9 protein-coding genes are annotated in these 10,732 nt (G+C 75.3%); 4 read left to right on the top strand and 5 right to left on the bottom strand.

Annotation, left to right across the window (positions count from 1 at the left end; all coding sequences use genetic code 11):
* Positions 1–127: 127 nt before the first annotated feature.
* Complete coding sequence (locus tag AC060K_RS09025; protein WP_483765093.1) at positions 128–2,437, top strand: beta-L-arabinofuranosidase domain-containing protein; 2,310 nt, start codon at positions 128–130, stop codon at positions 2,435–2,437.
* Between the two features lie 61 nt (positions 2,438–2,498).
* Here AC060K_RS09025 and AC060K_RS09020 read toward each other — a convergent pair whose 3' ends face one another.
* Positions 2,499–3,581 (bottom strand): hypothetical protein, encoded by a 1,083-nt coding sequence (locus AC060K_RS09020; RefSeq protein WP_483765092.1) that lies wholly within the window; start codon positions 3,579–3,581, stop codon positions 2,499–2,501.
* Positions 3,582–3,696: 115 nt separating this feature from the next.
* On the opposite strand from AC060K_RS09020, the gene AC060K_RS09015 reads away from it, so the two are divergent.
* Positions 3,697–5,007, top strand: coding sequence for an APC family permease (locus tag AC060K_RS09015; protein WP_483765091.1), 1,311 nt, complete (start codon positions 3,697–3,699; stop codon positions 5,005–5,007).
* A gap of 72 nt (positions 5,008–5,079) precedes the next feature.
* On the opposite strand, the gene AC060K_RS09010 is transcribed toward AC060K_RS09015, so the two are convergent.
* Positions 5,080–5,919: an alpha/beta fold hydrolase gene (locus AC060K_RS09010; protein ID WP_483765090.1), complete on the bottom strand. Its 840-nt coding sequence runs from the start codon at positions 5,917–5,919 to the stop codon at positions 5,080–5,082.
* A gap of 167 nt (positions 5,920–6,086) precedes the next feature.
* A complete protein-coding gene (locus AC060K_RS09005; protein ID WP_483765089.1) occupies positions 6,087–6,548 on the bottom strand; it encodes a hypothetical protein in 462 nt (153 codons plus the stop codon).
* 154 nt (positions 6,549–6,702) lie between these two features.
* Here AC060K_RS09005 and AC060K_RS09000 point away from each other — a divergent pair, with 154 nt between their 5' ends.
* The gene (locus AC060K_RS09000; RefSeq protein WP_483765088.1) at positions 6,703–8,577 is read left to right on the top strand and encodes a hypothetical protein; all 1,875 of its coding nucleotides are present in this window, start codon (positions 6,703–6,705) and stop codon (positions 8,575–8,577) included.
* Between the two features lie 21 nt (positions 8,578–8,598).
* Here AC060K_RS09000 and AC060K_RS08995 read toward each other — a convergent pair whose 3' ends face one another.
* Positions 8,599–9,231 (bottom strand): hypothetical protein, encoded by a 633-nt coding sequence (locus tag AC060K_RS08995; protein ID WP_483765087.1) that lies wholly within the window; start codon positions 9,229–9,231, stop codon positions 8,599–8,601.
* Positions 9,232–9,460: 229 nt separating this feature from the next.
* Positions 9,461–10,315: a GNAT family N-acetyltransferase gene (locus AC060K_RS08990; RefSeq protein WP_483765086.1), complete on the bottom strand. Its 855-nt coding sequence runs from the start codon at positions 10,313–10,315 to the stop codon at positions 9,461–9,463.
* Between the two features lie 143 nt (positions 10,316–10,458).
* Between AC060K_RS08990 and AC060K_RS08985 the strand changes: the two genes are divergently transcribed.
* Entirely contained in the window at positions 10,459–10,725 is a 267-nt protein-coding gene (locus AC060K_RS08985; protein ID WP_483765085.1) for a hypothetical protein, read from the top strand.
* Positions 10,726–10,732 lie beyond the last annotated feature (7 nt).

Below are 10,732 nucleotides of genomic sequence, written 5' to 3'. Positions count from 1 at the left end.
CGGGGCCGTAGCGCCGAGACAGCGCCGTCGTCGGACGGAGTGACTGTGCCGGCGAGGGGCTCGGTTACCGTGTCCCGGTCCGCCCCGCGCTGCCGCCGGGCGGCACGTCCCACCCCGAGGAGCCGCGTTGTCCACGACCACCGCCCAGCCCGCCACGTCCGGCCGGACGTTCCCGCTCGGCGCCGTCCGGCTCGGCCCCGGGCGCTTCGCCGAGGCGCAGCAGCGGGCGCTCGAGGCGGTGCTCGACCTCGACCTGGACCGCCTTCTCGCGCCGTTCCTGGCGGGTGCGGGGCTGCCCGCCGAGGCCGCGCGGTACGGCGACTGGGAGTCGGGGGGCCTCGACGGCCACATCGGCGGGCACGCCCTCTCGGCCCACGCCAAGCTGTGGGCTGTCACGGGGCTGCCGGTGCTCCGCGAGCGCCTGGAGCACCTCCTCGACGTGCTCGAGCGGTGCCAGGACGCCGTCGGGACCGGGTACGTCGGTGGGGTCCCTGATGGTCCGGCGCTGGGCGAGGAGCTCGCGAGCGGGCAGATCGACTCCGACCTGTTCAACCTCAACGGTCGCTGGGTCCCCGTCTACAACCTGCACAAGACGTTCGCCGGGCTCGTGGACGCCGCCACCCATGGCGGCTCCGAGCGGGCGCTCCGTATGGCGGTGCGCTGGGCCGACTGGTGGCTCTCTGTCACGAAGGCGCTCACCGGCGAGCAGGTGGAGCAGGTCCTGAGGGCCGAGTTCGGCGGGCTGAACGAGACGTTCGTCGAGCTCGGCAGGCTCGTGGGGCGCGAGGACTACGTCGCCGAGGGGCGCAGGCTGGCCCACCGCCGGCTGCTGGACCCGCTCGCCGCGGGCGACGACCCGCTCGACGGGCTGCACGCCAACACCCAGATCCCGAAGGTGCTCGGCTATCAGCGCCTCGCCGACGAGGAGCGGTTCGCCGCGGCGGCCGACGCGTTCTGGTCGTCGGTCGTGGAGCGCCGGACCCTGCCGGTGGGTGGCAACAGCGTGCGGGAGCACTTCCACCCGGCGTCGGACTTCACCGAGGTGATGACCGACCGGGAGGGCCCGGAGACCTGCAACTCCCACAACCTCGTGGAGCTCGCGCGCCTGCGGCTGGACCGCCGGCCCGACGCGGCCGCCGTCGACCTCGCCGAGCGTGCCCTGGTCAACCACCTGCTCTCGTCGGTGCACCCCCGCCGCGGCGGGTTCGTGTACTTCACGCCCATGCGGCCCGCGCACTACCGCGTGTACTCGCGGCCGCACGTGTCGATGTGGTGCTGCGTCGGGTCGGGCCTGGAGGGCCACACGCGGTACAACGAGCTGGCCTACACGCACGACGGGCCGGACCTCCGCGTCGAGCTCTATACCCCGTCCGTCCTCGACTGGGCGGCGGAGGGGCTGCGCGTCGAGCAGTCCACCGAGCCGCCCTTCGACGCGGAGGCCCGCCTGCTCGTCACCTCGGCCGAGCCCCGCGAGCGCACCGTCCGCCTGCGCGTCCCGTCCTGGGGCACGCTGGCGGGCCTCGTCGTGGACGGGTCCGCGGTGGAGCCCGTGGTCGTCGACGGCTACGCGGAGGTGACCAGGACCTGGAGGGGCACGACGACGGTCGTGGCCCGGTTCCAGCCCCGGCTCACCGCCGAGCGGCTGCCCGACGGGTCGGCCTGGGTCGCCTTCCGGTACGGGCCGGTGGTGCTCGCCGCGCGGGACGGCGGCGACGACCTCGCCGGCCTGGTGGCGGGGGAGGACCGCATGGCGCACATCGCTCACGGCCGGGCGGTGCCGCTGCGGCAGGCCGGCATCGTCGTGGCTGACCCGCCGGAGGCCGCAGCGTCCGTCGTGGACCGCCGGACGCTCACCTTCGAGCTGGCCGTGGTGCGGGAGCGCGACGGCGTGCTGGTGCCCGGCACGGTGCTGCTCGAACCGTTCGCGGGCATCCACGACGAGCGGTACACGGTCTGCTTCCCCGCGGACCCGGACCCCGCGCGGGCCCTCGACCGGCTCGCCGCCTTGGACGCCGCCGACGCGGCCGCCGCAGCGGTGCTCGACCGGGTCACCGCCGGTGAGCAGCAGCCCGAGGTGGACCACGGGTTCACGGGGGAGGGAACGCGCGCCGGGGGTGGCGGCGGCATCCACTGGCGCAGCACCACCGGGTGGTTCGAGTACCGGCTCCGCTGTCCTGAGCGTCCTGCGGCGGTGCGGCTGCGGTACCTCGACCACCCCGGGCGCGCGCACCGGGTGCTGCTCAACGGGCTCCCGGTGGACCCGTCCCGCACGCTCACCACCCCGGCCGACGGCGAGGGCCTGGCCGAGGTCGAGTACGACCTGGTGGAGGCCGTGCGTTCTGCGGGCCTGGTCGGAGAGGTGGTCTTCCGGCTGGAGGCGGCCGACGGCGCGGAGAGCGGCGACGTGCTGACGGTGGAGGTCGTGGAGCGGGGCTGAGCGCCGGCTCGGCCGCGCGACCAGGCAAGTGTTCCCCGTCTGGGCGCCGGAAGGGGAACAGCTACCTGGTCGGCGGCGGCTCCGTGGTGGCGGCCTCCTCCTCGGCAGCCTCCGCCGCCTCCATGCGGTCCGGCCGGAGGGCGACCTCCAGCGCCATGAAGACCAGCACGTCCAGGACCAGCCCGAAGGACGCTGTCCAGCGCACGGCCCGGAACACCAGGAGCTGGGTGAAGAGCAGGCTGACGAGCACCGCCCGGCGCACCCACACGGCGCCGCGCAGCCCGTCGCGCCGGCCCACCACCACGCCGACGGCGAGCAGGACCACCGTCGCGGACACGGCCGCGAGGATGGCCGCGCCGGTCCACCCCGGCACCCCGGGCACCCGACCTGCCAGCACCTGGATCCCCACGAGGGCCTCACCCGCGGACACCAGCAGAATGAGCCCGATCGCGAGCCACGCGCCCCACGTGCGCCCCACGAGCGCGTCGAGCCACCGGACCACCCGGTCCGCCCCCGAACGCACCACGTCGGGGACGTCGGCGTCGTCGTCGGGCACCGCCTCGACCAGGTCCGCGACGAGCTCCGCCCCGGGCTCGCCCGCGCCCTTGGCCGCGAGGGTGCGGGCCTCGTCACGGGCCGACGGCGTGAAGCCGCCCGCGAGGCCCGCCGCGAGCCGGTCGGCCGCGACCGCGAGGTACTCGGCCGGGTGGTGCTCCCGGCGACCGTGCAGCGCCTCGACCACCAGGACCAGCACCACGGTGACGAAGTAGATGATGGCCGCCGTGGGCGCGTAGAAGTAGTCGTTGTCGGCGGTGACGAACTTGCCGACCTCGTCGATGAACAGCCCGAAGCCCACGCCGCCCACGACCGCGCCCAGCGACCGCGGCGCGGGGCCCACGTACGACAGCAGCAGCATCATGGCCAGCGCCATGAGCAGGCCGCCCCACAGCACGTGCGCCACGTGCAGGTCGCCGCCGCCGAGCTGCGGGTAGCCGGCCGCGGCGAGGTAGGCCCGCGTGGCGAGCACCGTCACCACGCTCGCCACGAGGAACGTCACCAGGTGGCGCACCGCGCTCGTGTCCCGGGGCGCCCCCAGGCGGAGCAGGTGGCCGCGGCCTGCGAGGCCGCCGGTCTCGGTCGTCATCGCGCGTCCTCCCGCCTGGCCCGTCCGTCGGGCAGGCACTCCCATTGTCCCGCAGCCACGGCGCATATCGGGCACGCGGAGGCGACTGCCCGGAAGCGGTGCCAGCCTGGAAGCCATGACGACCGGTGCCACAGACCCGGAGACCCGCCTCGCGCGCTCCGTGAGCGGCAGGCTCCTGTACCTCTTCATCCTGGGCGACGTCCTCGGCGCGGGCGTGTACGCCCTCGTCGGAGCCATGGCGGGGGAGGTGGGCGGGCCCGTCTGGCTGCCGCTCCTCGTCGCCCTCGGTCTCGCCCTGCTCACCGCGGGGTCGTACGCCGAGCTCGTGACCAAGTACCCCCGGGCCGGGGGCGCCGCCGTGTTCGCCGAACGGGCGTTCCGGAAGCCGGTCGTGTCGTTCCTCGTCGGGTTCTCCATGCTGGCCGCGGGCGTCACCAGCGCCGCCGGCCTCTCCCTCGCGTTCGCGGGCGACTACTTCGGCGCGTTCGTCGACGCTCCCGAGCGCCTGGTCGCCGTGCTGTTCCTCGCTGCCGTCGCCGTCCTCAACGCGCGCGGCATCCGCGAGTCCCTCGGCGCCAACGTCGTCATGACGATCATCGAGGTCAGCGGCCTCGTGGTCATCGTCGTGCTCGCCCTCGTGGTCCTCGGCCGGGGCGACGGCGACCTCGGCCGCGCCACCCGGTTCGCCGAGGGCACCACGCCCGCGCTGGCCGTCCTCTCCGCGGCGATCCTCGCCTACTACTCGTTCGTGGGCTTCGAGACGTCGGCCAACGTGGTCGAGGAGGTGCGCGACGTCCGCCGTGTGTACCCCCGCGCGCTCTTCGGCGCGCTCCTCACCGCTGGAGCCGTGTACGTCGCCGTCGGGCTCGCGGCCGTCACGGTCGTACCGCCCGAGACGCTCGCCGCCTCCAGCGGGCCGCTGCTCGAGGTGGTGGCCGCCGCCGGGATCGTGCCCGAGCGGCTGTTCTCCCTCGTCGCGCTCGTGGCCGTCGCCAACGGCGCCCTCCTCACCATGATCATGTCCAGCCGCCTCGCCTACGGCATGGCCGAGCAGGGCCTCCTGCCCGGGGCGCTCGGCCGGGTCCTGCCCGAGCGGCGCACCCCGTGGGTCGCGATCGTCGTCACCACGATCGTCGCGATGCTCCTCGTCTTCACCGGCGACCTCGCGGCGCTCGCGGAGACCGTGGTGCTGCTCCTGCTCCTCGTCTTCATCAGCACCAACGTGGCGGTGCTGGTGCTGCGTCGCGACCACGTGGAGCACCCCCACTTCCGGGTCGCGACGGTGGTGCCCTGGCTCGGCGTCGCCAGCTGCGTGCTGCTCCTCAGCCAGCAGTCGGGCGCGACGTGGCTCCGCGCGGGAGCACTGCTGCTCGTCGGCGTCGTCCTGTACGTGGTCATGCGGATCTCCGGGCGGCGGCGCGCCTGACCGGAGCGCGCCCGGCCCGGGCCCGGCCCGCCGTCGGCCCGACCCCGCCACGGCCCGCCGTCGGCCCGTCGCCTAGCGTGTCGTGTGAGCGAGCACCTCGCGCACCACCAGGGGCCACGTCTCCGGCGGGGGCACCTGATGGCCCATCCGGTCGAGCAGGACGAGACGCGCGCCGGGGATCGCCTCCGCGAGCGCCTCGCCGTGGGCCGGCGGGAACAGCGGGTCGGCGGTGCCGTGCAGCACGAGCGTCGGCGCAGCGACGTCGGCGAGGCTACCGGTGGTCTCCGTGCCGCTCACCTGCCAGTGGTTGGCGGCAGCCGCCGGATCGTGCGCCCGTGCGACGGTGCGGCGCGCGGTCTTCAGCGCCCGGACCGGGTCGTAGCCGGCCCCCTGGAACGGTCGCTCCGCCTCGGCGAGGTACCACGCGACGGCCTCGTCGTCGGCCCAGTCGGGGTCCGGCGGCGGGTCGGCGAAGAGCGCCTGGACCACGGGGTCGGGCCCCGGCAGGTCGTGACCCGTGGCGACCACGGGCGACGTCGCTACCAGGGTGAGCGTCAGGACCCGTTCGGGATGGTCCAGGGTGAGCGTCTGCGCGATCCCGCCCCCCATCGACACGCCCATGAGGTGCGCCCGTTCGATTTCCAGGCCGTCGAGCACGCGCAGCGCGTCGAGCGTCAGGTCGTCGCCCGAGTAGGAGGGCTTCCCCGGCGCGCCGGTCGTGGAGCGGCCGGTGTCCCGGTGGTCGTAGCGGACCACGAACCGGCCGCCGGCGGCGAGCGCCGCGCACAGCGCGTCGTCCCAGCCGTCGAGGGAGGAGGCCGCGCCGCTGATGAGCAGCAGGGCCGGGTCGCGGGGGTCGCCGCAGGTGGAGGCGCACAGGACGGCGCCGGGGACGGACAGCAGGTGCTCCATACGGGATCCGACGACGGAGCGGCCCGGTTCTCATCGGTGCTCACCGGGTGAGAGCGCCTGCAGCGCCTGCTGTGGGTATGGCTGTGGTGTGAACTCCGGCCGGAATTCACACCACAGCCATACCCACAGCAGACGGGGGAGGAGCTGACCGGGGACGAGGACTCGGCTCAGCCCGCGTCGAAGCGGTCCTCACCCTCCTCGTCCGGGTCGTCCTTCGGGTGCTGGCCGGGAACGGATCCACCCTGCTGCGGACCGCCCTGGCTCTGGCCGCCGCCCTGGTCCTGGCCGAACCCCTCCGACTCGCCCGCGCTCTCGGCCTCGTCCAGCGGGTCGTCCGTGGGGACCTCCTCCGACGGCTGGACCGGCCAGTCCGGGCCGCGCTGCGCGTCGCCGGTGAAGTCCTGCGACGAGCTCTCTCCCGGCACCGGCATGTCGGGGTCGTCCTGCCCCGAGCCGCCGCCGGCTTCCTGACCACCCTCGTCGCCGCCCGCCGCGGAGTCGCCCGAGCGCAGGTCACCGCCACCCGGACCGCCCGCGAACTGGTCTCCGGGCTGCTCCGGCCATGCCGGCGCCGCACGCTGCACCTGCTCGTCCTGGGACTGCGTCGAGTCGTCGGGCTGGTTGCTCATGACGAACCTCCTTCACTGGGACCTTGCGGCCACCGTAGGCAGACCGGCGCCCGCTCGCAGCCGCCGGGGGTGAACTTGCCTCCCGCCACTCGTCCCGCGCGCCACCGTGCGGTGGGATGGACTGCCGAACATTCGCCCCCCGGAAGGCCGTCCCATGGGCACCGTCCCGGTTCTTCGTCCGCTCGCCACCGCCGCCGCGGTGCTGTCCCTCCTGGCGCTCGCGGCCTGCACGGCCGGAGCCGGGGCGGGCGGTGCGACGCCGTCGTCGGCCGCGCCCTCGCCCGAGCCCGACCCGGGGATCGTCGCCCTCGGCGAGCTCCTCGACGACGACGGCGTGCTGCCGCTCGACGTCGCCCAGCGGATCTTCGCGGCGGAGGTGGGCCCGCTGCCGGGGGTGGAGCCGCTGGACCTGTCCGCCGACGGGCACCACCACGACCTCGGCGGCCTGGCGGCCCGGCGCGTGCTGGGTGCCCGCGACGAGCTGCCCGCCGACGTCGTCGCGGCCGCCGACGCGGCCCTCGAGCCCGGGGAGGGCGAGGAGGAGGTGGAGGTGGAGCCGGGCCGGTCGCGGGAGGGCGCGGGCGGCGCCGTCGACCCGGACGCCGTGCCGACCCGGGAGGAGCTGCGGGAGATCGTGGCGCAGATCGTGGCCGGGCTCGAGGAGCGCAGCGGCCACGACCTACGGCTCCCGGTCCGGGCCAGGACCGTGCGCGAGGGGGTGATGCGCGACCTGGGGCGGGCGTCCGGCGTGTACGGCACCGGCGAGCGGCCGACGGCGTGCCGGGTGGCGCTGAACCCGTCGATCTACGGACCGGACACCGCCTCGACGACCAGCACCATCGCGCACGAGCTGTGGCACTGCTTCCAGCTCGACGCGGACCTGGAGGCGTTCGAGTCGGGGCCCGACTGGCAGATCGAGGGCCAGGCCGAGTGGGCGGGGGAGGCGTTCGCGGGGGGCTCGGGAAGCAGCGCCGCGCCCTGGGACACCTGGCTGACCCTGCCGGAGCAGGCGCTGAACCGCCGGAGCTACGACACGATCGGTCTCTACGCGGTGGCGGCGGCCGCGGGGGCGGACCCGTGGCGAACGATGCTGCCGATGCTCGGCGAAGGGGTCACGACGGCCGTGGAGACGCTCTTCGGCGGGATGGCCGCGGCGGACGCGGTGCGGACCCAGGCGATGGCGCTGGTGCGCTACCCCGACCTCGGCACCGAGTGGGAGTCCACCGGCCCGGGCATCACCCGGGCCCGGACCGAGCTGTACCTGCGGGTGGGCGACGGCGGCACGGAGGAGACGCGGCTCGCCGTCGGACGGTTCGGTGCCCTGCCGGTGCGGCTGGTCCCGAGCGGGGTCGCCATCCTGGAGGTGACGCTGGAGGGCGGGGTCGCGGGCGCGGTCGAGCTGCCTGGCACGGGCACCGTCCCGCTGGCGCCCGGTGCCGGCGTGCGGTTCTGCCTCGATGCTGCCGAGTGCGAGTGCCCCGACGGCACCACCCCGCCGGGGCTGCTTCCCGCCGGCGCGGGGCCGGGCGTGGCGGCCGCGGGCGCCGTGGAGCCGGGCGACGTGGCGGTCCGTGCGCGGTCCGTCTCCCTGGAGGAGGCCTGCGAGCGCAGCCTGGTGGGCACGTGGACCGCCGACTACGACGACGTGGTCAGCGCCATGCGGCCCGACGCGGGCGCGTCGCCGATGGACTGCGACGGCGACTACACGATGACCTTCGCCGAGGACCTGACGTGGACCGGCGGGTACCAGGCTGCGTGCACGCTGTTCGAGCGGACGGGCACGGGGACCGTCAGCTTCACCGCCACCTACACCGACGACGGCTCCACGTTCGTCCTGGCCGGCCTCACCGGCGACGGCACGATGATCCTCGACGGCACCCCGATTACCCCGTTCCCCGGGCTGGAGTACGTCCGGGCGGCGTTCAGCCAGCCGGCCCCGTACGTCCTGGTGGACGAGAACACGCTCCTGATCTCGTACAGCACCCCGGAGGGCGGGGCGAGCCAGGTCACGTACACGCGGGTGTCGTGACGGGGGTCGGCGTCGGCCCTGCTACTGGAGGGCGACCACCAGGGACACCGCCGCGAGCGCCAGGCCCGCCCCGCCGACGGACCAGCCGATGGTGATGTTGCGGCGGGTCGTGGCGGCGAGCTGCGCGAGCTCGGCCCGGGTGGCCTGCAGCTCCGCGAGCACGGCGGCTGTCTCCCCGCGGGCGGCCGACGTCTCCGACTGGGCGTTCCGGGCCTCGACGACGGCCGCGGCCGCGTCGGACTGGGCTGCCTGGGCATACCCGAGCGCGGCGTGCGCCTCGGACCGTGCGGTGTCGGCCTGGGCGGCCGCGCCGTCGGCGATCTTGAGCGCGCTGGACGCGAGCCCGGCGAGGTCGTGGAGGCTCCAGGGGTCCTGGCCGCCGTCGTCGGCGTGGTGCGCAGCGTTCGCGGGCGCTGCCTGCGGGGCGGGAGCCGCGGCGTGGGGCGCGGGAGTGTCGAGGTCGCCCCGGTCGAGGTCGGCGTCGGTGACGGGGACGGCGAGGTCGAGCCGGGCGAGCTGCTGGCGCACCTCCGCGGTGAGGTCGTTGAGGAAGCCCCAGCCACGGCGCTGCCGCGGGGTGGCGTGCCGCGGGGTTCCGGGGCCGGCGGTCAGGGGCTCGAAGGTGTCGGCCGGGGCCGTGTCGTCGGTCGCCATGGGTGAAGACCGTACATGCCGGGCGCGTGCCGCCGCCGCACTGGGCCTCTCAGCCGTGTGATCGGTAGTTCGGTGGGGGGGGGGGGGGGGGGGGGGGCGGCCCAGCGCCCCACCAAAACCCACCCCCCGGGGCCCCCCCCGCGTGTTGGGGGGGGGGGGGGGGGGTGCGCCGGCCCCCCCCCCCCCCCCCCCCCCACCGAACTACCGATCACACGGGCAACCCGGTCGGCTACGGGAGATCGAGGATCACGACGGTGTCGCCCGTCGCGGGGAGCCGCGCCAGGACCTGGGTGAAGTGCGGGTCCGACACGTGGCCGTCGAACGTCAGCCGGCCGATGCCCGCCGACCCGAGCACGGCCAGCGACTCCCGAGTGCATGCAGCGACCAGGGCCTCGCCGTCGGCGGTATGGCGGGCCTCGGTCTCCACGGTCAGGACGGGGAGCGGATCGTCGTCCGGATAGGCGAGTGCCAGGGCGAGGATCTCGCCCGCCGGGCCGACGGCACAGGTGGACGCGTCTCGGTCGGCCTCCTGGGCCGACCGCAGCAGCCACGGCTCGAACCCGTCTGCGACCGGCGCCCACCCCTCGTGCTGCCAGCGGTACTGGTCCACCACGGCCCGTTCGAGGTCAGGGACCGGGAGGTCGCGCGCCGGGACGGTGCGGATCTCGTCGGGGAGGGGCCAGGGATCGAGGGCGGCGAGCGCCTCCGCGACCTCGACCTCCATGGGCGGGCAGCGCTGGACGACGCCGCCGCCGAGCGACTCCAGGAACCGGTGGGCCGCGGACCCGTGAGGGGCCCTTGCCCGGAAGGGCCGCGGATCCGGGCGAAGGCGTGCGAGCTCCCGGACGAGCTGCGTACCCAGACCGTGGCGACGCCGGTCGGGCCGGACCCGAACGTCGAGGTAGAGCCGGGAGTCGTGCACCCGCCCGGCGAACGCCTGAGCGACTCCGACGAGGTGCCCGCCCTCCTCGGCGAGGACGGCCCTGGAGGAGCGGTCTCGCCAGCTGTCCGGCTTCAGGTGAAGCCCGTCGAGCCACGCCGGGGCGCGCTCGAGGTCGGCGGGTGCGACGGGCCGGAGGATCACGGCAGCATCGTCGCACCCGGGTCGCCGAGGGTGTGGGTGGGCCCGTCTAGGGTCGTGGTCGAGCCGGTCGTGGGGTGGCGGATCTTCTCTCGGTCGCTATACTCGAACATACGTACGAGTCGCTGGGTGAGAGGGGTGCTGAGATGGACGAGCCGATCCGGGCCGGCGTGTCACCGGTCGAAGGGGCGTTCGCCGCGCTCGTGGCCTCGGCGCGCGAGCGGCCGCGAGTGACCTACCTGTCGCGTGCCGACCTGCGCGCCGGTGGTCCTGCGGCGTCGTACCCGTCGTCCCACCCGTCGGCGGGTCGCGCTGCCCGGCGTGCGCCGACGCGGATCGTGCTGCGGGCGGGCATGGACCTGGACGACCCCACGGCTGCCCGGCCGGCGGCGGGCGGCGCAGGCTCCCACTGACCGGGCT

The organism is Antribacter sp. NEAU-D49 (assembly GCF_057158775.1).
Note: the sequence above shows the minus strand (reverse complement) of the source record. Positions and strands in the feature narration are given on the sequence as shown.

Excerpts from the sequence above, each read along its gene's own strand:
- AC060K_RS09020 (WP_483765092.1), bottom strand. The coding sequence starts at position 3,581 with ATGACGACCGAGACCGGCGGCCTCGCAGGCCGCGGCCACCTGCTCCGC.
- AC060K_RS09005 (WP_483765089.1), bottom strand. The coding sequence starts at position 6,548 with ATGAGCAACCAGCCCGACGACTCGACGCAGTCCCAGGACGAGCAGGTG.
- AC060K_RS09010 (WP_483765090.1), bottom strand. The coding sequence starts at position 5,919 with ATGGAGCACCTGCTGTCCGTCCCCGGCGCCGTCCTGTGCGCCTCCACC.
- AC060K_RS09000 (WP_483765088.1), top strand. The coding sequence starts at position 6,703 with ATGGGCACCGTCCCGGTTCTTCGTCCGCTCGCCACCGCCGCCGCGGTG.
- AC060K_RS08985 (WP_483765085.1), top strand. The coding sequence starts at position 10,459 with ATGGACGAGCCGATCCGGGCCGGCGTGTCACCGGTCGAAGGGGCGTTC.
- AC060K_RS08995 (WP_483765087.1), bottom strand. The coding sequence starts at position 9,231 with ATGGCGACCGACGACACGGCCCCGGCCGACACCTTCGAGCCCCTGACC.
- AC060K_RS09015 (WP_483765091.1), top strand. The coding sequence starts at position 3,697 with ATGACGACCGGTGCCACAGACCCGGAGACCCGCCTCGCGCGCTCCGTG.